The organism is Nocardia noduli, assembly GCF_019038455.1.
GTDB classification, from domain to species: Bacteria; Actinomycetota; Actinomycetes; order Mycobacteriales; family Mycobacteriaceae; genus Nocardia; species Nocardia noduli.
On record NZ_JAFMPL010000002.1, the window covers coordinates 50,104 to 74,356 of the forward strand.

The 24,253-nt window shown below is 67.1% G+C and carries 22 protein-coding genes and 1 pseudogene; 6 read left to right on the forward strand and 17 right to left on the reverse strand.

Going from position 1 to position 24,253, the window contains the following annotated elements:
• Window positions 1-111: 111 nt before the first annotated feature.
• The gene (locus tag JZ792_RS02225; protein ID WP_216906291.1) at window positions 112-1,125 is read right to left on the reverse strand and encodes a crotonase/enoyl-CoA hydratase family protein; all 1,014 of its coding nucleotides are present in this window, start codon (window positions 1,123-1,125) and stop codon (window positions 112-114) included.
• Between the two features lie 122 nt (window positions 1,126-1,247).
• Here JZ792_RS02225 and JZ792_RS41745 point away from each other — a divergent pair.
• Window positions 1,248-1,421, forward strand: a pseudogene (locus tag JZ792_RS41745) (helix-turn-helix domain-containing protein); the annotation flags it as partial.
• Between the two features lie 444 nt (window positions 1,422-1,865).
• On the opposite strand, the gene JZ792_RS02235 reads toward JZ792_RS41745, so the two are convergent.
• Window positions 1,866-3,443, reverse strand: a complete 1,578-nt coding sequence (locus JZ792_RS02235; protein ID WP_254189176.1) for a putative glycoside hydrolase — start codon at window positions 3,441-3,443, stop codon at window positions 1,866-1,868.
• Between the two features lie 115 nt (window positions 3,444-3,558).
• Between JZ792_RS02235 and JZ792_RS02240 the strand changes: the two genes are divergently transcribed.
• Window positions 3,559-4,569 carry a polysaccharide deacetylase family protein gene (locus JZ792_RS02240; protein ID WP_254189177.1) on the forward strand — a complete coding sequence of 337 codons (1,011 nt, stop codon included), beginning with the start codon at window positions 3,559-3,561 and terminating at the stop codon, window positions 4,567-4,569.
• Between the two features lie 16 nt (window positions 4,570-4,585).
• On the opposite strand, the gene JZ792_RS02245 is transcribed toward JZ792_RS02240, so the two are convergent.
• Window positions 4,586-6,205 carry an amidohydrolase gene (locus tag JZ792_RS02245; protein ID WP_216906293.1) on the reverse strand — a complete coding sequence of 540 codons (1,620 nt, stop codon included), beginning with the start codon at window positions 6,203-6,205 and terminating at the stop codon, window positions 4,586-4,588.
• Between the two features lie 410 nt (window positions 6,206-6,615).
• On the opposite strand from JZ792_RS02245, the gene JZ792_RS02250 reads away from it, so the two are divergent.
• On the forward strand, window positions 6,616-6,792 hold the full coding sequence (locus JZ792_RS02250; protein WP_216906296.1) for a hypothetical protein: 177 nt from the start codon (window positions 6,616-6,618) through the stop codon (window positions 6,790-6,792).
• 102 nt (window positions 6,793-6,894) lie between these two features.
• Window positions 6,895-7,395, forward strand: coding sequence for a hypothetical protein (locus JZ792_RS02255; RefSeq protein WP_216906298.1), 501 nt, complete (start codon window positions 6,895-6,897; stop codon window positions 7,393-7,395).
• A 55-nt stretch (window positions 7,396-7,450) separates the two neighbouring features.
• On the opposite strand, the gene JZ792_RS02260 is transcribed toward JZ792_RS02255, so the two are convergent.
• From JZ792_RS02260 to JZ792_RS02290, 7 genes are all read right to left on the reverse strand, one after another.
• Complete coding sequence (locus tag JZ792_RS02260) at window positions 7,451-9,055, reverse strand: SulP family inorganic anion transporter (protein WP_216906301.1); 1,605 nt, start codon at window positions 9,053-9,055, stop codon at window positions 7,451-7,453.
• A gap of 26 nt (window positions 9,056-9,081) precedes the next feature.
• Window positions 9,082-9,780 carry a cysteine hydrolase family protein gene (locus tag JZ792_RS02265; RefSeq protein ID WP_216906303.1) on the reverse strand — a complete coding sequence of 233 codons (699 nt, stop codon included), beginning with the start codon at window positions 9,778-9,780 and terminating at the stop codon, window positions 9,082-9,084.
• The gene (locus tag JZ792_RS02270) at window positions 9,777-11,165 is read right to left on the reverse strand and encodes an allophanate hydrolase (RefSeq protein ID WP_216906305.1); all 1,389 of its coding nucleotides are present in this window, start codon (window positions 11,163-11,165) and stop codon (window positions 9,777-9,779) included. The genes JZ792_RS02265 and JZ792_RS02270 overlap by 4 nt, the downstream gene beginning before the upstream one ends.
• A gap of 217 nt (window positions 11,166-11,382) precedes the next feature.
• Window positions 11,383-11,685, reverse strand: a complete 303-nt coding sequence (locus JZ792_RS02275) for a hypothetical protein (protein WP_216906308.1) — start codon at window positions 11,683-11,685, stop codon at window positions 11,383-11,385.
• Window positions 11,686-11,754: 69 nt separating this feature from the next.
• Window positions 11,755-12,225 (reverse strand): NUDIX hydrolase, encoded by a 471-nt coding sequence (locus tag JZ792_RS02280; RefSeq protein WP_308165112.1) that lies wholly within the window; start codon window positions 12,223-12,225, stop codon window positions 11,755-11,757.
• A 61-nt stretch (window positions 12,226-12,286) separates the two neighbouring features.
• Window positions 12,287-12,955 carry a GntR family transcriptional regulator gene (locus tag JZ792_RS02285; protein ID WP_216906314.1) on the reverse strand — a complete coding sequence of 223 codons (669 nt, stop codon included), beginning with the start codon at window positions 12,953-12,955 and terminating at the stop codon, window positions 12,287-12,289.
• Between the two features lie 46 nt (window positions 12,956-13,001).
• Entirely contained in the window at window positions 13,002-14,228 is a 1,227-nt protein-coding gene (locus JZ792_RS02290; protein ID WP_216906317.1) for a cytochrome P450, read from the reverse strand.
• Between the two features lie 231 nt (window positions 14,229-14,459).
• On the opposite strand from JZ792_RS02290, the gene JZ792_RS02295 reads away from it, so the two are divergent.
• Both JZ792_RS02295 and JZ792_RS02300 read left to right on the forward strand, forming a co-directional pair.
• Window positions 14,460-14,624, forward strand: a complete 165-nt coding sequence (locus JZ792_RS02295) for a hypothetical protein (protein ID WP_216906320.1) — start codon at window positions 14,460-14,462, stop codon at window positions 14,622-14,624.
• Window positions 14,625-14,826: 202 nt separating this feature from the next.
• Window positions 14,827-16,095: a PucR family transcriptional regulator gene (locus JZ792_RS02300; RefSeq protein ID WP_216906322.1), complete on the forward strand. Its 1,269-nt coding sequence runs from the start codon at window positions 14,827-14,829 to the stop codon at window positions 16,093-16,095.
• A gap of 192 nt (window positions 16,096-16,287) precedes the next feature.
• Here JZ792_RS02300 and JZ792_RS02305 read toward each other — a convergent pair whose 3' ends face one another.
• The 7 genes from JZ792_RS02305 to JZ792_RS02335 are packed head-to-tail and all read right to left on the reverse strand — an operon-like array spanning window position 16,288 to window position 24,251.
• Window positions 16,288-17,793: an MCE family protein gene (locus JZ792_RS02305; RefSeq protein ID WP_216906324.1), complete on the reverse strand. Its 1,506-nt coding sequence runs from the start codon at window positions 17,791-17,793 to the stop codon at window positions 16,288-16,290.
• A complete protein-coding gene (locus tag JZ792_RS02310; protein WP_308165113.1) occupies window positions 17,793-18,950 on the reverse strand; it encodes an MCE family protein in 1,158 nt (385 codons plus the stop codon). The genes JZ792_RS02305 and JZ792_RS02310 overlap by 1 nt, the downstream gene beginning before the upstream one ends.
• A 5-nt stretch (window positions 18,951-18,955) precedes the next feature.
• Window positions 18,956-20,191: an MCE family protein gene (locus JZ792_RS02315; protein ID WP_216906326.1), complete on the reverse strand. Its 1,236-nt coding sequence runs from the start codon at window positions 20,189-20,191 to the stop codon at window positions 18,956-18,958.
• Window positions 20,188-21,222, reverse strand: a complete 1,035-nt coding sequence (locus JZ792_RS02320) for an MCE family protein (protein ID WP_216906328.1) — start codon at window positions 21,220-21,222, stop codon at window positions 20,188-20,190. Before JZ792_RS02320 ends, JZ792_RS02315 begins: the two co-directional genes overlap by 4 nt.
• A 2-nt stretch (window positions 21,223-21,224) precedes the next feature.
• Entirely contained in the window at window positions 21,225-22,250 is a 1,026-nt protein-coding gene (locus tag JZ792_RS02325) for an MCE family protein (protein ID WP_216906330.1), read from the reverse strand.
• The gene (locus tag JZ792_RS02330; protein WP_216906332.1) at window positions 22,247-23,401 is read right to left on the reverse strand and encodes an MCE family protein; all 1,155 of its coding nucleotides are present in this window, start codon (window positions 23,399-23,401) and stop codon (window positions 22,247-22,249) included. Before JZ792_RS02330 ends, JZ792_RS02325 begins: the two co-directional genes overlap by 4 nt.
• A 4-nt stretch (window positions 23,402-23,405) precedes the next feature.
• Complete coding sequence (locus JZ792_RS02335; protein ID WP_216906334.1) at window positions 23,406-24,251, reverse strand: MlaE family ABC transporter permease; 846 nt, start codon at window positions 24,249-24,251, stop codon at window positions 23,406-23,408.
• Between the last annotated feature and the right edge of the window lie 2 nt (window positions 24,252-24,253).

Sequence of the window (24,253 nt, forward strand, 5' to 3'; positions counted from 1 at the left end):
TGATCGATCCGATTCGACCGGGGACGCGCGTCGCCTCACGTCGGCGACCGGTCAGGCGAGCCTACCGACGTATATCGCGATATCGAGGAGATATGTGAACGCCGACCACGCTCACGACCGGGAACGTTTCTGATCTCCGAACGGTTCGTCGCGTTCGCGCACGGCCTCGCGGAAACCGACGGTGGCCGCCCGCGTCTGAAAGGCGTAGCCCTCCGAGGTGTGGCGGGAGATGCCGTCGAAGACGGTCGAGATCATGCCGGAATTGAGCACGCCCTGGGAGTAGAGGGCCGAGTTGAGCGCGAGTTTCGCCATCATGAGCTGGTTGACCGGCATCCGCGCGATGCGCGCGACCAGCGCTTCGGTGCGTTCGTCGAGTTCGTCGGCGGGCCAGGACTCGACGGCGAGACCCCATTCCACGGCCTGCTTGCCGGTGAGGCAGTCACCGGTGAACAGCAGCCGCTTGGCACGCTGATCACCGAGGCGATGCGCCCACATCCCGGCCGCCGGGATACCCCACACGCGGGTCGGCGGGTAACCGATCTTCGTATCGTCGGCGCAGATGATCTGGTCGGCGAACAGGGCGATATCGCTGCCGCCCGCGACGGCGAAACCGTGCAGTTTCGCCACCGTCGGTTTGTCGGCGCGCAGCAGACTGGCGAAACCGCGGTTGAACCGGCTCATCATGGCGTAGTCGACCATCGGATCCCAGGTCGCGGCGGGATCGTGATTGCGGCCCTGCACGACGGGATCGACCACGGTTCCGGTGACATCGTCGGCGGGGTCGGCAACCTGGAAGGAGTTCTCCGCGAACATGCTCAGGTCATAGCCGCCACAGAAGCCCTTGCCGCGCCCCGACAGCAGGATGACATGCACGCGCGGATCCAGATCGGCCCGTTCCACCGCGTGCGCCAGGTCGCGTGGTGTGTCCGGGGTGATCGCGTTGCCCTGCTCGGGCCGGTCGAAGGTGATGCGCGCGATCCTGCCGTCGACCTCGTAGGTGAGAGTCGGGTAGGTGCGTTCCGATTCCGCCCGCGCGCGGTCGTGCCAGCGCGAATCCGGTGTCTCGGTCCAGTTCTCGTACCACGCCGCGGGGCGGGAGCCCGCCTGGAATCGGTTGTCTGTCACTGGTTTTCCTCTCGTGCCCGGACTCGGCGGGGGAATATTCGACGGGTCGAAGTCTCGTCCACGATCATTTGACAGTCAATATTGACTGTGAAATTCTCGGGACGCTACGACCGAGGGAACCGATGACGGGTAAGCGGGACGAACAGAAACGAGCGACGCGGGCGCGCATCCTCGACGCCGCGACGACGCTGCTGATCGAGCGCGGATACGCGGCGCTGTCCACCCTCGCGGTTCAGCGGACGGCCGGGGTCACCCGTGGCGCATTGCTGCACCACTTCCCCACCCTGGACGAATTGCTCCGTGCCCTCGTCGCACACCTGGTGGAACGCAACGAAGCGGTCGTGCGCGCGGTAGCACTACGTGGGGACCACCCCGGCGACCCGATCGCGCGAACCCTGACCGCGCTGTACGAGGCGATGACCGGCCCCGCCGCCACGGCCGAATTCGAACTGTGGGCGGCGGCGCGCGGTGATTCCGCGCTCGCCGCGCTGCTCCGCGCTGCCGAACGCCGGGCCGGGCGCGACCTGTACCGCGTCATCGACGACCTCTTCGGCCCCGATATCGTCACCCATCCCCGCTACCCCCAGGTGCGCGACCTGACCGTGGCGGTGCTGCGCGGAACGGCGGCGGCGCGTCCGCTGCGCGACTCCGCGCGAGCGGAGGCGACGACACTGCGCTACTGGGCCGACGCGATCGCGGCGCTTCTCGTTTACCCGGTGGAGAATTCGCGCCGCGAGTCGCTAGAGGTGGTAGCGGACGTTCGGGCTCCACAGGAAGTAGCTGTCGATACCCGCGGCGGCGCAGGCGTCGATCTGAGCGCGGACCTCGGCGGGTCCGTAGTTCACCCCGAGACTGAAATCCTGGAGCCACGGAACGACTTTCGCGCCGGTTCCCTCGGTCTGCCTGCGGAAGTCGTCGAGTGATCGGACGATGATGTCGTAGGGCTGTCCGTTCGGGTCGGCGACGCCGTACTCCCCCGCGTTCCAATGCGACGGGTACAGCATCGGCGCGACGTAATCCACGTGCCGCGCCATCATGGGGATGTCCTGGGCGATCTGCTGCGGCCGGGTCGAGGCGATGCCGAAGACCGCCGCGCTCTGGAAGGCGCCCGCGTCGTGCACCGGGCCGCGGCTCTCCCCCAGGAAATCCGCGATGGAGACGGCGGCGTCGACCGTGGCGCCGGGGAATACCATCGACGATTCCGGGCCGTCCGGGCGTCGGATGTAGTCGTACATGATCTCGTCGAAGCCCAGCCGCGCCGCTTCGACCGCGAGAGCGATGTTGTAGCGGCGGATCTCGGGATGCGCGAAATTGGTGAAGGCGATCGGGCCGTACTTGCTCGAGTACGGCTGCCCGCCCGGATTCTGGATCACCCAGTCCGGTCGGCCCGCGTGCCACGCCCATTCGGCGACGGCCGGATCCCTGAACGCGACGATCCGGCCCACCACGCGCAGGCCCATGTCGTGCAGCACGCGCAGGGCCGACGGCGCGTCGTAGATCGCCTCGACGGCACCGGATTCCCGTGCCAGCGGCACCTGGGAGTCGTAGCCGACCACGCCGTCCTCGTCCTTGATGTCGAGTTGGACGGTGTCGATGCGCCCGGACCGCGCCAGTTCGAGGACATCCTCGCGCAGCCCTTCGTGTGACCAGGCGTGCGCCGTGACGTGCACGGCCCTGATCCGGGGAACCGCGGCCGCGGCGGCGAGGGGAACGGTGGTCGAATTACCCGCCGCGTCCAGCGCGACCAGCTCCGCGCGCACCGGCGCGCGCGACAGGGTGATGTCGAATGTGCCGTCGGGGGCGAGCGGTACCGGTTCGGACCCGATCGAGGCACGCTGCGCGCCGATGATCCTGCCGCGCACCGAAACCGGCTCCCGATAGGAACGCACGGGCGCGGTCGGGGCCAGTTCCACCTGGGGAGCGGCGGTGTCGACGGTGAAGGTCTCGTCGAAACCGGGGCCCGCGCGCAACCACCCGGACGGTCCGCCACGCGGGATCTCCGCGCTGAGCCGGTGTTCCCCGTCGGCGAGCGGGCCGGGGCGGAAGACGACGGCATCGCCGTCGACCGTGCCCGCGACCGGGGCACCGTCGAGTTCCAGACGCAGTTCCTTCGCGTCGTGTCCTCGCGTGTCCACCCGGAATTCCAGGGCGTTCAGCTGCGCGGCCCCGACGATCCCTTCCGGCAGACCGGTCACCGTGAGCCCGTCGGGTTCGGTTCTCATTCCGACTATCACCGAGGCGATCACCACCGAGGACACGACCGCGACCGCCACCGACACCAGCCGCCGACGGCCCGGCTGCCGGACACTTTCCAACAACGCCCACACCAACTTTCGTACCGAGTGTTCCCACTATCCCCGGCATATTCGGTCGCGTCGTGGTTTTCGCGTATATCCCGCGAACGAAATTCATCCGGCGGGTACCGTCACCCCGATGGCGGTGCGAACGGTCCCCGGAATACGACCCATCCTGATGTCGCTGCTGGTCGCGGCGGTCGCCGGATGCGCGACCGCGCCCACTCCCGAATCCGCTCCCGAACAACAGGTCTCGACGACGGTCGCCGAACCCACGCCGACGTTCGTCGACCCGGCCGGGGTCGCCGCGAACGAGTTGGGCGCGGTGCCGATCCTGATGTACCACCAGGTGAGCGCGAATCCGGCGGGCGAATACGATCAGACCCCCGAGGAATTCCGCGCCGAACTCGACCGGCTGTACCGGGAAGGCTATCGCCCGGTGACCGCCGCCGATTACATTTCCGGTCGCATCGATATTCCCGCGGGTACCCACCCGGTTGTTCTCACCTTCGACGATTCCACCGTCAGCCAATTCGCCTTCACACCGGACGGGCGGCCGACGCCGGAATGCGCGATCGGCATTCTCGAGGAATTCGGCGCGAGCCGTCCCGATTTCGGCCCGACCGCGACCCTCTACGTCAACGACGACCCGTTCACCCTCGGCGCTCCCGCGTTGACCTGGCTCGCGGCGCACGGCTACGAGATCGGCGCGCACACCGCCGGTCACGCCGCGCTGGCCCGCCTGGACGGTGACGGCGTGCAGCGTGAACTGGCCGAGAACGTCCGTGCCATCGAGGTTTCCGGTGTCCGGGTGCGCACCATGGCGCTGCCGTTCGGTCTCGCTCCCGCCGATCGGTCCCTGGCCAGGCAGGGCAGCTGGGCGGGGACCTCGTACTCGTTCGAGGCCGTGATGCTGGTCGGTGCCGGGCCCGCGCCGTCCCCGTTCGGACCGGTGGACCCGATCGCGGTGCCTCGGATCAGATCCGGGCGGGGCGAGGTCGATTTCGATTCCGCGTATTGGCTGGATCGGCTCGCCGAGACCCCGGAGCGGCGCTACACCTCCGACGGCGATCCGGCCAGGATCTCCTTCCCCACCGCACGGGCCGGGGAGCTGGCCGCGCAGTGGTCGAGCCGGGCGACTCCGTACTGAGTCCCCGACGGCGGATTCAGCCCGAGAAGGTCCGCACACCGTTCAGATAGGTGCCGAGCACCGCGACATCGGCCAGGTCCTCGGCCGGTACCACACGCGGATCATGTTCGAGGACAACGAGATCGGCGTACTTGCCGGGCGTGAGAGAACCGGTGATGTCGTCGGCGAAGAGCTGGTAGGCGGCGTCGATGGTCTGGGCGCGCAACGCCTGGTCGATGGAGATGCGCTCCTCGGGGGCGAGAACGCGCCCGGAGCGCGACGTCCTGGTGACGGCCGCGGCGATATTGCGCATCGGCTCCTCCTCGGTCACCGGACTGTCGTTGTGGAACGAGATCCGCATGCCCGCGTCCAGCGCCGATCTGGCGCGCACCCAGTGCGCGCCGTGCTCGGGGCCGAACAGATCGTCGACCAGGACGTCGCCCCAGTAGTAGAGGTGGTCGACGAAAAGGCTGCACGTGATCCCGAGCCGTGCCGCGCGTTCGAACTGCGCGCTCGTCATCGCGCCGCAGTGTTCCAGTCGCATACGGTGATCGGACCTCGGATACTGCCCGAGTACCTCGTCGTAGACATCGAGGATCATGTCGACGCCGTTGTCGCCGTGGACATGACACGCCATCTGCCAGCCGAGCGGATAGTAGGCGCGCACGATCGAGAACAGTTGTTCCTCGGTGTAATTGGAATGTCCGCGATGATCGTGTCCGAGTCCGAGCGCGGCGGTCGCCGGGGTGTTCAGGTACGGGAAGGAGATGTCGATATTGCCGATCCACGGCGACCCGTCCACCCACAGTTTGATGCCGACCTGACGGAACATATCGTCGCCGTTGCTCAGCGGACAGTAGGTCACGCCGTCGACGCTCGACATCTCGTACACGCGCATGCGCACCTTCGCCAGGCCCTGCCGGTACAGCTCGGCGGTGAGCGGGCGCATCTGGTCGGAGAACGCCATATCGCTGCACAGGGTGACCCCGCGCGCCGCCAGATCGGCGTGCTGACGGGCGAGCAGTTGCGGGCCCGTCAGTTCCCCGGCCAGGATCGGGGCGACCACGGCGAGAACGGCGGGCGCCTCGTAGACCTTGCCGGTCGGTCTGCCGTGCGGGTCGCGTTCGAACGATCCGCCCACCGGATCGGGGGTGTCGGCGTCGAGGCCGGCCAGGGTGAGCGCCGCCGAATTGGCCCAGGCGAGGTGACCGGAGTTCTGCCACACGATGATCGGCCGATCGGGTCCGAGTTCGTCCAGCCATTCCCGTGTCGGTTCCGGAAACCCGGTCTGCAACAGGACATCCACGCCGTAGAAGATCAGCGGACGACCGGCGGGCGCGTTCGCCACCGTGCGCGTGATCGTGGCGTGCGCCTCGTCGGCGGTCGGGCAGGTGGTGACCGGTCGGATGTCGATCACGGTGTCGGAGTACAGCATCTGGTCCTGCGTCGGGTGGGTGTGCGCTTCGACGAACCCCGGCATGAGGCAGTGCCCGCGCAGGTCGACGACCTCGGTACCCGAACCGCGGGTCGCCAGCACCTCCTCGCCGCCGACCGCGGTGATGCGATCGCCGGTCACCGCGACGGCGCTCGCCACGGGACGGTCGGGATCGACGGTGATGACGGGACCACCGGTGAAGATCAGATCTGGCGTGCTCATCGAACCTCCGCGGGACAACGGGGGCGAAATCGGGCGCGTTCCGATCGAGCGTCGTATGCCCAGAGGTAGCTGTCATCCGACAAGCGACGACGATAACAGCAGCGTGGCCGCCGTCGGCGCTACCCGCGTGCCGCGCGCGCCGTCGCGAACCGACCGGTCGGCGCCCTGCGAGGTCTGTCGCGGACAGATTACGAGATCGTGTACTTCGCCCGAACCGGCCCGCGAGAGCAAGCTTGTGGCATACGGTGGGTTCACCTCGGTAACCCCGGGGTTGCAGGATGGGTAGCGAAGCCCCCAACGCACCCGTCATCGCTGAGTAGGTCAGGTGGGGTTCACGGGTTCAGGCTTCACCCGACCCCACCTGACCAGCACAAGACCGTTGCGGCGTAGATTCTGATCGAAGGACCACCATGAGCGGTATCGAGGAATGCACCCCGGCCGAGCAATTGCTGGCGAGTATCGCCCGCGCCGGATACGCGTCGATTGACGAATTCATCGCCCGGCTACGCGCCGACCCCTTCGCCGACACCATGGAATTGCCTGCTGTCACGGAGTTCTGGGCCGTTCCCGCGCGACAGGCCAGCTGATATATGCGCGGCGACGGCAGCAGCGGCGACGCGGCGAACCGCGCACGGCTCCCCGGCGAGTCATCGACCCCGGCGCGCGAATCGGACCCCTACAGTGCCGACATGACCAGTGACGTTGCGCGGCAACCGACGGCCGAGGATCTGGCGTGTGCGGCGGCGACCAAGGAAGCGATGGGCTATTTCACCGACCAGGGCTGGTCGTATCCGCCCACCCGGGTCGCGCAGGCCATCGAACTCATGGGCACCGTCGGGCGCTATCTCACCGACGCGGTGGAACATTCGGGCCAGCTGGACTCGGCCGATCTGGACAGGCGCTACGAATTCGTCTGCGCCCTCACCGAAATGGCCTACGAACAGCGGCGACTGTACTGGCTGCTCGACCGGTGGGCACAGGAATGCGCCACCGAGGGCACACTCAACGGCATCGACGCGGTGTGGACCGCGCACCGGTTCCGCGACGCGCAGAAACACGCGACCGCCCTCGGTGACGCGCTCAGCGACGCGCACGCCCGCATCGGCCGCGATATCGATCGCTCCTGTGGCGAACACGCGCACGCCGCCGACCGGGCCGACGACGACGGAGACGATCAGCGCACCTGGTGACCACACGTGAGCGCCGCCGCACCCGAACCGGATGCGGCGGCGCTCATGTCGTTCACTAGGTCGTCGTCGCGACCTCCGGTTCGGCCTTCTCCTCCGGTTCCGCCGGTGGCGCCTTCTTCGCGCTCGGCAGGAACGAGTAGGCCAGGCACACCAGGCCGAAGAACAGGTAGCCCAGGGCGACCTGTGGCGCTGCCGCCCAATCGACTTCGTGCGCGTGGATGAGTCCGATCCAGCTGAGCGCAGCGCCGACGGCCGAGCCGATCGCCGCCGCGACGAACCGTTTGTCCAGGACGAAGGTGACGATCGCGCCGAGGACCAGGCCCGCGAGGACCGCGCCCGAACCCAGTGTCTTGAGACCGTCGTAGACGACACCGGCCTGACCGAGCGCGTCCGAGCCGATCTTGTCGGCCGAGGTTCCCGCCGCGCTCAACGCGTTGTCGATCTGTCCGACCGCCCATTCCGCGAGGTTGGGCAGCAGGGCCGCGACCACCGCGACCGCGTGCAGCCGTGGCACCGCCTGGAAGGCCTGGGCGCCGATCAGCAGACCGATGTACAGCAGGATCGGCACGATGGCCGGAATCGGCAGGATGGTGGACAGGACACCGAAAAGGCCGAGGAAACACATCAATCCGATGGCGGCGCCGCTGGCGAGCGAGTATCCGGTGCGCCCGCCCGCGTCCTTCCAGCCGGGGTGCCCGATGTACACGGCGGGCGGGAAGGGCGAGCCGAATCCGGAGCCGATGATGGCGCCGAGGCCGTCGGCGAGCAGGACGCTGCGCAGGTTGTAGTTGTCCCCGGCCGCGGCGGCGCTCTCCACATTGCTCATGGCTTCGGTGAAGTTGTAGACACCGAGCGGAATCGCCGTGGCCAGTAGCGGCGCGAGATTGCTCAAACCGTCGAACAGCAGGTCGAAGCGCAGATCCGGCAGGCCGAGCGCGATATCACGCGCGGCTTCGGACACATCGGGAGCCGACATGTAGCCGCCGATCCAGCCGATGGCCGTGCCGACGAGCAGTGCGACGAGTCCGACCGGGATATTGCCCGGCAGCTTGGCGTCGGTGAAGAAGCCGATCAGGATGATCGCCAGCACCGGGAGCCCGATCCAGGCCGCCTCCCACATCTGGGCGGCGGGCCGCATCGCGATGAAGGTGATGGAAATACCGGCCAGGGTGCCGAGCATCGCGGCGCGCGGGGTGATCTTGCGGATGAACGGGCCGACGAACGCGCCGATCATCACGATCACGCCGATCATGAACGCCCACGCCAAACCGGCGGACCAGGCCTGGAACGCGTCGTTGGTCTTCAGGTAGATCGGCAGCATCACCACGAAGACGACGATGAACATGTGCGGGACGCTCGGCCCGTACGGCAGCGCCGTGACGGTGTCGCGGTTCTCGCGCCTGGCCAGCCTGCGCGCCAGCAGCATGTAGTACAGGTTGCCCAGGACCAGGGCGACGCCGAGCGCGGGCAGTACCGTGCCGAGTACGTCACCGCTGGGGATCTTCACCACCGCGATGGACAGCGTGGTGAGGGTCAGGACATTGACGAGGATATTGAACGAGAGCCCGAAGAAGGCGTTCGTATCCCCTCGAGTCCACCACGGTAGCGACAGTTTGGCGACGGAACTGGATTCGTCGGGGAGTTTCGTATCGACGGACATCGGCTTTCCTTATGCTGTCGTTTTCGCTACGCGGAGGTATGCGCTGGGGTCGATGAGGCGAGTGCGTCGATGACGGTCGCCGAATCGGCGACCCATCCGAAGATGCCGCCCTGGGCGGCGATCATGTCCAGTCCGACGCGCTGGAATTCCGGGAAATACGAACCGACGCAATCGGAGACGACCAGGCATTCGTAGCCGCGATCGTTGGCCTCGCGCACGGTCGTGTGCACGCACACCTCGGTGGTGACACCGGTGACCAGCAGCGATTCGATGGAGTTCCGCGCCAGTACCGCGCCGAGTTCGGTGGCGTAGAACGCGCCCTTGCCGGGTTTGTCGATGACGACCTCGTCGGGCAGCGGGGCCAGTTCGTCGACGATGTCGTGTCCGTACTCGCCGCGTACCAGGATGCGCCCGAACTGTCCCGGATCACCGATGCGCTGGGAGGGGTTGCCGCGACGGAGTTTCGCGGGCGGGCAGTCGGACAGGTCGGGCAGATGACCTTCGCGGGTGTGGATCACCGGGATGTTCGCCGACCGTGCCGCCGTCATCAGCCGGGCCAGCGGGTCGATCACACTGCGCAGCAGTTCCACATCGTTGCCGAGACTTTCGCCGAATCCGCCGGGTAGCAGGAAGTCGCGTTGCATATCGATCACGAGTAGGGCGGTGGTGCTCGGATCGAAGGAGAAGGGGGTCGGTGTCGCCGGAATGTGCTGGGGTGCGGTCATCTTCGTTCTTTCTGTGCGAGCCGGACATCCATGTGCGCCTCGACCGGGCGCGGCTCGTCGAGCATCCGGGCGGCCGCGGCGAGCACGGTGTCGTCGGACTGCGCCGGGCCGAAGACCATCGCCGAGACCGGGCGGCCGTCGGCGGCCGTTCCCATCGGCACCGCGACGGCGGTGAGGTCGAGCAGATTGCCGAAGTGGGTGTAGTGGCCGAGCATCGTATTGGTGCGGATGGGATCGGCCTCGACCTGATCGACGGTGAAGGTGGTGCCGAGGGTGGGCACCACGACGACGTCGATCTCGGCCCACATCCGTCCGACCACTGCGCGCAACTCCTGGAGTCGCTGTTGGGCGCGGAAGACATCGACGGCGTTGAATTGATAACCGCTGGTGAAGATCTCGCGGATCACCGGAAGGATCGACTCCGGCTTCTCGGCGAGGAAGTCGCCGAATTCCACCAGCCGTTCGGCGACCCACGGTCCCTGGTACAGCAGTTCGCCCGCGTCCAGGAACGGTCGCAGTGTCGTGGTTGTGGTGTCGAATCCGCGTCTGCCGAGGCGTTCGCGGATACCGAGGTGCGCGACCCGGAAGGCGTCGTCGCCGAAGAATTCCAGTTCCGATTCCGGCGGCAACCCCATGCGGATGCGCTCACCGCGGTAGCGGGGGCCGCGCGCGCGGCTCCACGGGTCGTCCGGATCGGGCGCGGCGATGACCTCGAACACCCGATCCAGATCCTCGATCCGCGAGGCCATCAGCGTCAGGCAGTCCAGTGACTTGCAGGCGGGGACGAGCCCGACCGTGCTGATCAGTCCCCGTGAGGGTTTCCAGCCGACGATGCCGTTGAGCGCGGCGGGAACCCGGCCCGACCCGGCGGTGTCGGTGGCGACGCAGAACGGCACCTGTCCGAGCGCGACGGCCAGCGCGGAGCCTGAACTCGAGCCGCCGGAGATCAGGTCGCCGCCGAAGACGCTGCGCGGAACGGGATACGGCGTCCGCGTGCCGTTCAATCCGGTCGCGAACTGGTCCAGATTGGTCTTGCCGACGAACAGCGCGCCCGCGTCGAGCAGTCGCTGCACCGCGGGGGCGGTCTCGGTGGCGATGTAGGAGAAATCGGGACACGCGAGCGTCGTCGGCCAGCCGGCGACGTCGATACTGTCCTTCACTCCGAACGGAACTCCGTACAGCGGCAGGGTGCGCGCGCCCGGCCTGCATTCGATCGCGGCGGCCGCCGCCACCAACTGTTCGCGCGGCACCGGGGTGATCCAGGTGCCGTCGTCACCGCGCGCCGCGATCGCATCCGCGACACGCGCCGCGGTGCTGGTCGGTGCGCCACTGCCACTTTCGTGCGACGCGAGGATCTCCGCCACCGTAGGCCCGGGATTCAGCATCTGTCGATTGTCGACAGAATGTGTGAAGCCGATGGTCTCCGAATGTATCCGCTGTGTTAGCAGATATCGAGGGGCGTACCACCGCGCGCGTAAGCGCCGCGTCCATGCCGGATTCGATCAGCGGGCCGACCGCGAAGGGTCGATGACGAAAGGGAGGGGCGTTCTCTCCGGCACACCGGGCCGAGTCACCAACGCCGACCGCCGGCTCGCGGACTCCTCAGCGAGGTCGGCCGCCTTCCGCGACCCGGTCGAATCGCGCGCCGAGAGCCGTGAACGATTCCAGCCATCCGCTGCTCGCGGCGATCTCGCACAGGGGGCCGGTGGCGAGGAACAGAGTTCTCAGGTAGCGCAGGCGAATCCGATCGCCCCGGCGGATCCGCTGGCACTGTTCGGTGAGATCGGCGACGAGTTCGGCCTCGTCCTCGTAGCGCGACTGCCAGACCAGATCCTGGGGACCGGACCGAACGTGGGCCAGTACCTGTTCGAGGATGTCGAGGAGTTCCGCCGCGTCCGAGTCCACGTCACAAGAATCGCATGACGGCAATGCCGATTCTCGTGCGGCGACGTCGGCCCGGGTGGACGGGCAGCGTCAGCGGATCGCGGTTTCCCATCCGGGCACACCGAAATTCTCACCGCGCCGGTACAGGTCGATGCCCGCGGCGGTATAGGGAACGGTCTCGGCGGGCAGTCTGTCGAGGGGGAACCATCGCAGGTCCGAGCACTTGTGCGGTTCGCGATTCTCGGGCTCACCGTCCCAGCGGTCCGCGGTGAAGAAGAACCCGACCCGGCCGCCGCCCTCCGGTGTCCGCCAGTGCACCGTCGAGACCACGCGGAGGTCCTCGCGTTCGAGCCGGAGCCCTATCTCCTCGTCGGACTCGCGGATCATGGCCGCGACGACGTCTTCGCCGTCCTCGAGTTTGCCGCTCGGTAGGTTCCACATTCCGTCCGAATACCCGGTGTTCTGCCGACGGGCGAGCAGCACCTCCCCGCGGCGCGCGAGCAGGAGCAGGACATCGACGGGAGCGGTATACGGCACGAGCAGCAGGCTACCGGTGCCCACCGACACGGTCCGCGAGCCGCAGGACAACGGGCGCGGTGGCCACGCGGGATCCATCGGCCCTTCAGCAGATGTCCAGGTTCAGATACGTCAGTTCGCCATGGCGCTGGAGGGCGGCGCAGGCGATGTCGGGATCGTTGGATTCCAGCGATTCGAGCAGTTCGGCGTGCCGTCGGATGCCGTTGCGGCGGGAGGCGACGCGGGCTTCCTCGCGCAGGTTGCGTGCCATCGGCAGTTGCAATTTCAGCAGGACCGGCGCGTAGGCCAGATTCAGCTGATGATTTCCCGCCAGGGCGACGACCTCGAGATGGAAGCGGCGGTGCGCGTTGTCGCGTTCGAGGGTGTCGTCGGAGACGTCGGCGGCACGCATCTCGTCGAGTGCCGTGCGCACCGCGCCGAAGGGGTCACCGTGCGCGGGCAGCGGCAGCGCGCTCTCGATGGCGTGACGTTCCAGGACTCTGCGCAGTTCGAACAGTTGCAGGATGTCGGTGGCCGACCACACGAGCACCCGGAAACCACGGCGCGGCAGATGTTCGACGAGACCTTCCTGCGCGAGCAGTCGCAGCGCTTCGCGCACCGGAGCCCGGCTGATCCCGAGCCGGGCGCACAGCGTCTCCTCGATGATCCGCTCCCCCGGCTCGAGTGCTCCGCTCAGCACGGCGGACCGCACGTGCCTGGTGGCCATCTCGACCAGGCTCGGCGGCAGGACGGTCACGTGCGTCCGCGGGGTCATGAGTTCGAGTGTACGAATTTCGCGGAGTAGTGCTCCGGCGAGCGGTTCAGTCGAACCGGACCTGCCAGTGTTTGATGCCGTTGATCCAGCCCGAACGGAGGTGTTCGGGCTCGGCGGCCTGGGTGATGCGGGGCATGGCGTCGGCGATCGCGTCGAACATCAGGTCTATCTCGAGGCGGGCCAGATTCGCGCCGAGACAGTAGTGTGTGCCCGCGCCGCCGAAACCGACGTGCGGGTTGGGGTTTCGCAGGATGTCGAAGGTGAAGGGGTCGACGAACGCGTCCTCGTCGAAATTGGCCGAGCTGTAGAACATGCCGACGCGCTGACCCCGCGCGATCGGCACCCCGGACAGCACGGTGTCGCGGGTGGCGGTGCGCTGGAACGCGGCGACCGGGGTGGCCCATCGGACGATCTCGTCGGGTGCGGTGCGCGGGCGCCGCTGTTTGTAGAGTTCCCACTGGTCCGGATGATCGAGGAACGCCTTCATCCCGTGCGTGATGGAGTTGCGGGTGGTCTCGTTGCCCGCGACCGCGAGCAGGATGACGAAGAGGGCGAATTCGTCGGAGCCGAGATGTTCACCGTCGATATCGGCGTGCACCAGCGCGGTGACGATATCGTCGGCCGGACAGCGGCGACGCTCCTCGGCCATATTCCAGGCGTAACCGCTCAATTCGAGTTGCGCGGTGTGGCTGTCGGCGGCGAATTCCGGGTCGTCGGCGCCGATCATCTGATTCGACCAGGCGAACAGCTTCTTGCGGTCCTGCTCCGGCACGCCGAGCAGTTCCGCGATGGCGTGCAGCGGAAGTTCGGAGGCGACGAGTTCGACGAAATCGCCGCCGCCGGACCGTCGCGCCTCGTGCGCGATTCTCGCGGCTTGTTCGGTGAGCGCGGCGCGCAGACTCTCCACGGCGCGCGGGGTGAAACCCTTCGAAACGATACGGCGATTGTGGGTGTGCTCCGGCGGATCCATATTCAGCATGACCAGGCGCTGCATATCGATCTGCGCGCGGGTGATCTCGGGCTGGTACCGGATGATCGCGGAGTTGACCGCCGAGGAGAACACCTCCGGTCGCCGGGAGATCTCCTTGATATCGGCGAGTTTGGTGACCACCCAGTAGCCTCCGTCGTCGAAACCGCTCACGCCGTCGGGCTGGGCGTTCCACCAGATCGGCGCGGTGCGCCGCAATTCGGCGAATTCCGCCGCGGGCCTGCGTTTCGCCCACAGATCGGGGTCGGTGAAATCGAAACCCGGAGGGATCGAGGGTGCGGCCATTCGCGACCTCCCGTTGGAACCTGTTCTATGAAAATGGAAACACGCGGGCGCGGTGCGCCGGGCCGGAACGCCCGGATCGGCGACGGCGCGCGACGGCGAACGCAATAGGGAGGATTCACAATCCTGGGCGACCGTGGTTCGTTCTCTCAATGAAACGCGGCGACGGGGTCGAACGCCACGGCGGCGGCACGTACCGTCGATACTCGGAGAAACGTCACGACGAGGAGTGGCATGCGCATGGGCCCGCAGGAGGAATGCGGAAGCGGGGTGGACGTTCCCGACGCCACCGAGCGCTGCCCGGTGCCGGGGCGTGACGCCGATTCGATCCTCAAGGCCGGAATCGAACTCGCGCTCGTTCTCGTCGACGCCGCAGCGGCCGCCGAGATCGCCCCGTAGCACAACGCCGCTCGAAACTCGGACGTTTGTCCAGCTCACCGTGGCGGATTCACGAATACACCATCGACGCTGTGAACGATCACAGGTGAGCTCGGTCACGCTTCGACAGATCTCAGAAACCGTTTCGCGCCCACGCGATCGGCGCCGCGAGCGCGCTACCGTGATGTGCTTCGCCGGGTGCGGGGACGAAAGGGAGTTCACGATGACCATCGCCAGTACAGCCCAGCCGGACTTGACTGTTTCGGGCCAGCCGGTCACTTCGTCACTGAAGGATGTCCGCGCGCTTTCCCGAAAGATGGTGGGCCACTTCATCGAGAACGTCGCCCCGTGCCGGACGTTACCGGGCGAGGCGATCAACGGTGATATCACGACCATCACCCGCACCTGCCTCGAACTCGCGGTCAGCATGCTCGACGGCAGCGATATCCCGGAGAAGACCCAGCAGTTGCGAATCGGCGCGGAAGGCTGGGCGCGCGAGGGTATTCCGATCGACACCATCCATCACGCGGTGCACGAGGGATTCAAACTGGGTTTCGATCTGATCCTCGCCGATGCCACCGCGGCCGATTTCGACAGCCTCAAATCCGTCGGACGGCGGCTGCTGGAAATTCTCGACATCATCACCTCCACCGTCTCGCACGCCTATGTCCGCGAGCTACGCGCGGTGGTCGGCGAGCACCACACCGCCGCGCACACCCTCACCTCGGCGCTGCTCGGCGGACATGCCACCTCGACGATGGCCAGGGAATGCGGAATCGAGATCGCGGCCTCGTATTCCGTCCTGGCCGTGTCGATTCCCCCGCATCCGGAGGAGGCCGACGCCCGGCTCGACGGCAAGGTCGTCGCCCGCCGCAAATTGCGTCGGGTGCAGGCCGAACTCGCCAAACGCTGCGGCGACAGCGCACTGTCGCTGCTCAGCGTCGACGGCGGTACCATCCTGCTGCCGACCGGCCTGATCAGCGGGGAAGCTCTCGACCATCTGATCGAACAACTCTCGCGCAGCGCCCAGGTGCCGATCGCGGCGACGCTGGTCGACGCGGTCACGGCACGCGTTCCCGCGGCCACCGACCAGGCGCACGAACTGCTGGACATGGTGCAGCGGTTGCGGTGTGTGCGCGGGCTGTACCGCTTCGACGATCTGGCCCTGGAATACCAGCTCACCCGCCCCGGCCCCGGCCTGGAACGCCTGCGCACCATCCTCTCCCCGCTCGACGAGCATCCGGATCTGTTCGAGACCCTGCAACGTCACATCAGCAACAATCTCAATCGCCAGCGCACCGCCCGTGCCCTGCACGTGCACACCAATACCGTGGACTACCGACTCAAGCGCATCGGGCACCTGACCGGGTTCGATCCCTCGGAGGCAGCGGGCCTGTGGTATCTGCGCGCCGCGCTCGTCGCCCGCAGCTACCAGCAGCCGGGTGATCCCGGCGCGGCGCGGCGCACCGTGACCGCGTCGCGGCCGAGTTGACAGTCGACCCTCCCGCGTCGACACGCCCGTAGCCGCCGGGTGAGTCGGCCACGCGTCGTCGGTGGACGTTTCGGACGCTACCGCCCGCGCGGCCGAACTCACCACAGCCAGGCTCGTGTTCGCCCAACAGCGTCATGGCGGTGGCGAATTCGGTGAGCGGCAGGCGGCGGGTGATGCGTGGCACCGAATCCGTCAGTGCGGCAGCATATCCGTCCACGCCCGGGTCGGGCCCGAGACGAGGTCGGTCTGCTGGTGCATCGAACCGTCCGGCGAGAGGTAGTTGCCGGTGCGCGGATCGTACTGCGCGACACCGATTGTCGGCTCCCGCGTCGCCGGGCGGCCGGTGTCCGCACTCGGACTGGTCAGGCCCGGAATCGACAGCCCCGGGATCGCGGGAGCGGCGGGCGGCGCGGGCTGGTTCTCGGCGGGCACGCGGCGGGAATCGGGTGGGACACCCTGGGATTCGAGATTCGGGTCGGTCGGATACGGGCCGAGCAGCGGTTGATCGGTCGCCAGCGGCACGAATTGCTCGTCGCTGTTGCACATGGCGGCCGTCGCGGCGCGTTTACCTGGGACAGCCGCACAGGGGATATTGCGCGCGCCGCGCACCGCGATCTGGGAATCCTGCGGCAATTTGCAGTACAGGTCCTCCGGGGTGTCGATGGTGTCGACCTCGGCGGGTGAGCGCCACGAGGACGGCGGGAGGAAGCCGACCGTGCACGCGGGTGGATCGGACAGCCCGCCGAGACGGAAGGTTCCGAGTCCGAGACCCGACGCGTTGTTGGACGGTTGCACCGCCTGGATCATCGAGATCGACGGCGGCAGCAGAACGAGCACTTGCTCGAGTCCCGCGTGATAGGTGACCGCGAGCGAGCCGACACTGGTCAGGTTGGCGAGCAGGATCGGCAGCGTCAGTTTCACCGAATCGAGTAGGTCCGTCGCCTCCCTGGCGAAACCGGGGCCGGTGTCGAGCAGGGTGCGGATCTGCGGATCGTTCGCGACGACCTGGCCGGTGACCCCGGCCAGACTCCTCGTCCAGATCCGGATGGCGTCGGCGGTGCGCGCCTGGCTGTCGAGCAGTGGCGCGGCATCCTCGAGGAAGGCCCGCGCCTTGTCACCCACCCCGTTGAGGTCCGACGACAGCACCTGCGCCGAGGTGAGCAGTGAATTCAGGTCGTAGCCCGCGCCGTTGACGCCCTTGAACAATTCGTCCAGCAGCGCGTGCAGCTGTTCGCGCGGAATGGTGGCGACCAGGGCGCTGAGACTGTCCAGCATCGGACCCACCGGTTGCGGCACGGCGGTGTCGGCGGAGTCGATGACCGAACCGTCGTGCAGATACGGCGGGGAGTCGGTCCGCGGACGCAGGTCGACATACTGTTCGCCGACCGCGGACACACTGCGCACCTCGGCCTCCAGATCGGCCGGAATCCGTTGTCCCCCATCGATGGCCAGGCGGGCGCGGACCCCGTCCGGGGTCAGTTCGACCGAGGTCACCTTGCCGACCTGCACACCGCGATAGGTCACATTGCCGAACCGGTACAGCCCGCCGGTGTCGGTGAGATTCACCGTGACGTCGATGGTACCGACCCCGAACAGTGTGGGCAGGCGCATGTACACCGTGGCCATGACGACGAGTCCGATGACCGACAGGATCGAGAAGAGCACCAATTGGGTTCGGACGAAACGTGAGAGCAGCATCAGCGGCCTCCGCCGGTCGGCGGCTCGGGATCGGGGGTGATGCCGACGCCGAGCGGGTTCGTGGTCTGGCGGGCGTAGCCGGGATCGCCGACGGCGGCCTGGATGACCGCTGTCGGATCACCCCACGGGGTGCCCATCAGCAGTTCGCGCTGCAACCGGGGGATCGTGAGGTCGACGGTCGCGTGCAGGTTGAGGTAATCGCCGCGCGCCGCCCGGTCGATGGTCTTCTGCCCGTAGGGGTAGACCGTCGCGTAGGCCAGCGCGGCATCGAGTTTCGGGCCGACATCGGCGATCGAACGCAGCGTCGGTTCGAGATTGCGCAGATTCGTCACCAGATCGGACTGCACCTCGGTGATCACGGAACCGGCCGTATTGCTCAGCGTCCGCAATTTGTCCAGGGCGAGTGTGATGTTCGGCTGCTCTTCGAGCAGGACGTCCAGCGCGGCGGGCAGGGTGCGCAGGGTTTCGGTGAGCACATCGCGTTGCGTGGCGAAGGTGCCCGCCAGGCGATTGAGCGCGTGGATGGAGGCGACGATCTCCCCGCGTTGGGCGTCGAGCGCGCCCACGAAGGTGTCGAGCCGGGTGAGCAGTGCGCCGATCTGTTCCTGGCGCCCCGCGAACGCGTCGTTGAGATCGTCGATGATGTCGCCGATCTGGCCGAGCCCGCCGCCGTTCACCACGACCGATACCGACGCGAGGGTCTGTTCGGTCGACGGGTAGGTGGAGGTCCTGTTCAGTGGGACCGTCGCGCCGGAGGCCAGACGTCCGCTCGGCGCGGCGCCCGGTGGGGTGTTCAGCGCCAGATGGCTCGAGCCGAGCAGGCTGGTCTGCCCGATGGAGGCGACCACATTGGCGGGGACGACGGTATCGGAATCCACCGAGACCTCCACGACGGCGTGCCAGCCGCGCAGAGCGATGGTGCTGACACTGCCGACCACGACGTCATCGATGAGGACCGGTGAATTCGCCACCAGGGTACCGATATTCGCCATCTCGACCTCGATGACGGTCGCGTCGGCATCGCGGCCGGGCGCACCGGGCAACGGCAGCGAATTCACTCCCTGCCAGCCGCATCCGGTGGCCGCGAGTACCACGCACACACCGAGCGCGACCGTCCGCGCGCCACCTCGTATATCCCGAATTCTGCTGCGTGACACGATGTTCACCTTCCGCTCGGGAACAGGATGTCCGCCAGACTCGGCAGCGGAGCGGGCGGCGGGCCCGTGGTGTCCACCACCGCGGGCACCAGGTCGGGTTCGGTGTAGATCAGGTTCTCGGGGCGCGCGGAGGGACCGTGCAGCGGATTCAGCGGGAACGGCAGGTAGTTGAAGTTGAGCAGGCTCAGCACCGGGCCGAGATAGTCACGACATTTACGGGCCGATTCCTCCGTGGTCGCCGTTTCGATGCTGGCGATGGAAGCGCAGACGAACTGGATCGGGTTGGAGAAGTTGTTCAATACGAAAACCCCTGCCTCGGTAGCGGTTTCCGGATTGTAGATATTGTAGAAATTCGCCATGCTGGTCGGGAAGATGTGCAGCAGTTGCTCGAGGTCGTCCCGGTTGTCGACGAGATTCTGGGTGACGTTCACCAACCCCCGCACCTGCTCGCTCGCCCGATCCCGGTTGTCGGCGACGAATCGGCGCACCTCGCCGACTGCCACCGACAGTTCGGTCAGTGCCGCGTCCAGATCGGACCTGCTGTCGTCCAGCACGCTGGACAGTGTGGCCAGCCGGTCCTGGAACTGCACGATCTGCTCGGTGCTGCCGCGCAGGATCGTCACGAACTGCTGGAGATTGCCGATGATGTCGACGATATCGCCGCTACCGTCGGCGAGTATTCGCCCGACACCGGATAATTGGGTCAGCGTCTCGCGCAGTTTGTCGCCGTTGCCCGCCATCGCGTTCGCCGCGCTGTCGATGAATCGACCGGTCGAACTGCCCGCGATATCGGCACCGGGGCCGAGGTCGGTGGCCAGGCGCGTCAATTGAGTCTTGATCTCGTCCCATTCGACCGGCACCGCGGTCCGCTCGACCGGGATGACCGCGCCGTCGGCCATCGTCGGCCCTTCCGAGCGGTAGGCCGGGGTCAACTGGACATAGCGTGAATCGACCAGGCTCTGGGCGACGATCACGGCTTTCGCGTCCAGCGGTATCGAGAGGCCGCGGTCGACCTCCAGGACGAGTTCGGCGGTGGTCCCGTGCGGTTCGATGGCCGCGATCCGACCGACCTTCACCCCGGACACCCGGACGTCGTCACCCTCGTAGATGGCGGTCGCGCTGGTGAAGATCGCGCTGATCTGCTTGGGTCCGAACACTATTCGATATCCGGTGATCGCGCAGGCGAGCAGCACCGCCGCCGCGACGAGCACCGCGCCGATGCGCAGGATTCGGTTCGTCATCGTGGCGGCTCCGGGTGCGGTAGCGGGATCTGGCTCTGCGGCTGCACACCGAAGGCCTGATCGATGAAGGGCTGGATCAACGAACCTGGGATCAGATTCGCCACGTAGGCGTTGTAGAACGGCCCGCCGGAGACCGCTTCACCCTGTGTCAGAGCCACTTTCGCGAGACCCGGCAATGCTGCGGCGATATTGTCGCGGTTGCGTTCGAGCATGGCGACGACCGAATTGAGCCGGTCGAGCGTCGGCGCGAGTTCGGCCTCGTTGTCGGCGACGAGTCCGGACAGTTGCCGCGATACCGCGGCGGTGTTGGCGAGCAGTTCGACGATCGCCTGCCTGCGCGCGGCGAGGACTTCGAGTAGCGAATTCGCGTTGAGCAACAGCGAATTCAACTGCTGACCACGCTGGGCGAGGATGCCGGTCACCTCGGAGGTCGCCGACAGCAGTTCGCGCACCGAGCCGTTGCGCCTGTTGACCGATTTCGAGAGCGCGGTCAGGCCGTCGAACGCGGGACCGACCTGCGGGGCGATCCGGTCCAGCGTGGAGGACAGCATATCCAGCGACCGATTCAACGATTCGGTGTCCATCTCGGACACATTGGTCGTCAGATCGCCGACGGCGTCGGTCAGCGAATACGGCGAGGACGTGCGCGTGGCGGGTATGACCTGGAGCGGCCGCAGCGGGTTCTCGCCCTCGGAACGCAGTGTGAGGATCCGCTTTCCGAGCAGCGAGCCGGTTTTGATCTGGGCGGAGGTCCGGTCGCCCAGCCTGATGTCCTCGTCGACCGCGAAGATCACCCGCGCGTCCCCGTTGTCCAGGCTCACCTTCGTCACCCGGCCGACCTTGACCCCGGACACGATCACGTCGTCGCCGACGGCCAGTCCCCCTGCCTCGGTGAACACCGCCTCGTAGCGGACGGTGGTCGCCCACGTGATGAACTGCTGGGACTGTAATCCCACCAGGATGACACAGACCACGAGGACGACGCCGACGAGTCCGTGCCGGAACAGATGTTCACCGCGATACTGGAGCATGGCTACGGGCTGCACCTTCCTGTGGTCTGTTCGATCCACGGCAGCACGAGCACCTGACCGGATTCGTCGGTCACCCGGACCGTGACCGCGCAGATGTAGTACTGGATGAAATTCCCGTACGCGCCCGCCCTGACCAGCTTCCGGAAATTGACGGGCGCGCGCTGCAACGCGTCGTCGAGCCGGTCCTTGTCGTCGTCGATCAGCGGTGCGAGCCTGGCCAATTCGTCGATCGTGCCCGCCAACGGCGGTCGCGCGGTGGTGAGCAGATCGGCGATCGTGGCGGTGCCGTCGTCGAGCGCGTCGATGGCGGCCGCGATGGGATCGCGATCGCGGGCCAGCGCGCCGACGAGTCGTTCCAGCCGGTCGATGGTCTCGGTGAAACGACCGCCTTCGGCGGCCAGGGTGGTCATGACGGTGTTCAGGTGGTCGATCACCTGCTCGACCACGACGTTGTCGCGTCCGAGCGTCGAGGTGAACGACGCGGTTCTGGCCAGTAGCGAATCCAGCGATCCCTCTCTGCCCTGGACGATTTCGAGCAGTGACCAGGTGAGCGAGTTGACGTCCTTCGCGTTCAATCCCTGGATGACCGGTTTGAGACCGCCGAGCAGCATGTCCAGATCCAGCGCGGGCGAGGTGCGGTCGAGCGGGATCTGCGCACCCTCGGAAAGGATTTCGGTGCTGCCCGGCCCCTCGGTGAGTTCGAGATAGCGATCGCCGACCAGATTCAGGTAGCGCACCGCGACGGTGGTGCCCGTGGTCAGCGCCAGCGACCGGTCGGCGTCGAATCGCACGCCCACCGTGTGGTCCTCGCGCAGGGCGACCTCGCGCACCGCGCCGACCTCGACGCCCGCGACCCGGACGGTGTCACCCGAGCGCAGGCCGGAGGAATCCTCGAAGACCGCGCCGTATTCGAAGGTCGAGCCGGTCCGGTATTGGCCGAAGACCAGGATCAGGCATCCCGACAGCACCACCATGACCGCGGCGAAGACCCCGAATTTCAGCAGCGGCGTATTCCTGGCATCCCTCATCGCGGCGGCCCGAGCGGTCCGAACAGCGCCTGCGGGAGTGTGTCGACATTGAGCAGCACGCCCTGATTTCCCTTCTCGAACGGGTTGGCGCCGGTGTCGGCGACCACGTAGGGCGGTTTGCCCTCGTAGGGCACGGGCAGTACCGAACACTGCGGCCCGCCCGTGGCCGCGACCTTCGGCAGATGGTTCGGATACCGGTAGGGCTCGGTGCCCCAGAGGAAGTTCGCGGACAGCCCCAGCCCCGGCACATCGACCGGTCGCGAGAACGCCAGCTTCCCGAACCCGTCCAGCGAACAGGTCAGCGACTCGTTGTATTCGTTGGTCAGCGAGGTCGTCGGCACCAGCAGTCGCAGGGTCGTCGCGAGCGCGTCGCCGTTGGCGCCGAGCACCGGTGTGCCCACATCGGCCAGACCGATCAGCCCGACGAGCAGCGCGTCCAGATTCCGCTGCTGGTCGACCAGGGTGCGGCTGATGTCGGTGGCGTTCGCCGCGGTGTCGACCAGCGATTGCGCGGAATCGGCGTAGGTGTTCAGCACGCCGGGCGCGAGCGCGAGATCGGTGCGCAGGGCGGGTAATCCGGGTTCCAGCTTGCCGAGGAAACTCTCCAGATCGCTGAGCATGAGCCCGACCTGGTCGCCGTGGCCGCCGGTCGCCGCGGCGATCGCGCCGAGGGTCTGGTTCAACTTCTCCGGTTCGATTCCGGCCAGCACCGTGGTGAGTTGCTGGAATACCGTGTTGATCTCGACCATGACATGTTCGGCGTCGAGGACCTGGCCCGCGTACATGGTCCGGGTCGTGGCACGCGCGGGCGGAATGAACTGGACGAATTTCGCGCCGAACACCGTCGTGGAAGTGATCTCGACGGTGACGTCGGCCGGTATCAGCGCGAGTTGATCGGAACGGATGGCCAGGCGGATCTCGGCGAGTCCGTCGGCGCGCTCGTCGATCGCGTCGACCTTGCCGACGGTGACGCCGCGCATCTTCACATCGGCGTCGGGGTACATCACCAGGCCCGCGCGCGGTGACAGCACGGTGACGGCCACCGTATCGGTGAAACCGCCACCGAACATGATCACCGAGACGGCCACGATCACCACGCCGACCACGAGCGTCAGCAGACCGACGAACGGACGTAGGAAGTTGTCGAACATTGCCTCACCCCGACAGATCGAAGTTGCCGTTGGCGCCGTAGACCGCCAGCGAGACGAGCAGGGTGACCGAGACGATGGCGATCAGCGACGTGCGCACCGCGTTGCCGACGGCGATGCCGACACCGGCGGGTCCGCCGCTGGCGAAGAAGCCGAAATAGGTGTGGATCAACAGGATCGTCAACGCCATCAGCATGGCCTGCACGAACGACCAGATGAGGTCGATCGGGTTCAGGAAGGTCGAGAAGTAGTGGTCGTAGAGTCCGGAGGATTGACCGAGCAGGAAGACCGTGGTGAAGCGGCTGGCGATGAAGGAGGCGATGACCGCGAGCGCGTAGAGCGGGGTGATGGCGATCATGCCCGCGACGATTCTGGTGCCGACCAGATAGGCGATGGGATCGATGGCCAGCGATTCCAGCGCGTCGATCTCCTCGTTGATGCGCATCGCCCCCAATTGCGCTGTGGCACCGGCGCCGAAGGTCGCGGCCAAGCCGATCCCGGCCACCACCGGGGCGGAGATGCGGACGTTGATGAAGGCGGAGAGGAATCCGGTCAGCGCCTCGATCCCGATATTGCCCAGCGAGCTGTATCCCTGCACCGCGAGGGTGCCGCCGGTGGCGAGGGTGAGGAATCCGACGATGACGACGGTGCCGCCGAATACCGCGAGAGCGCCTGTGCCCATGCTGATCTCGGCGATGAGGCGGATGGTCTCGCGTTTGTAGCGCCACGCGGCGAGGGGGGCGTACGCCAACGCTTTCGAGTAGAAGAGGGTGTGGTCGCCGATGCGGCGCAGGCCGACGATCGGCATGCGTATTCGACGGATGGCCACGGGATATCGCGCGATCAGGGTCATGG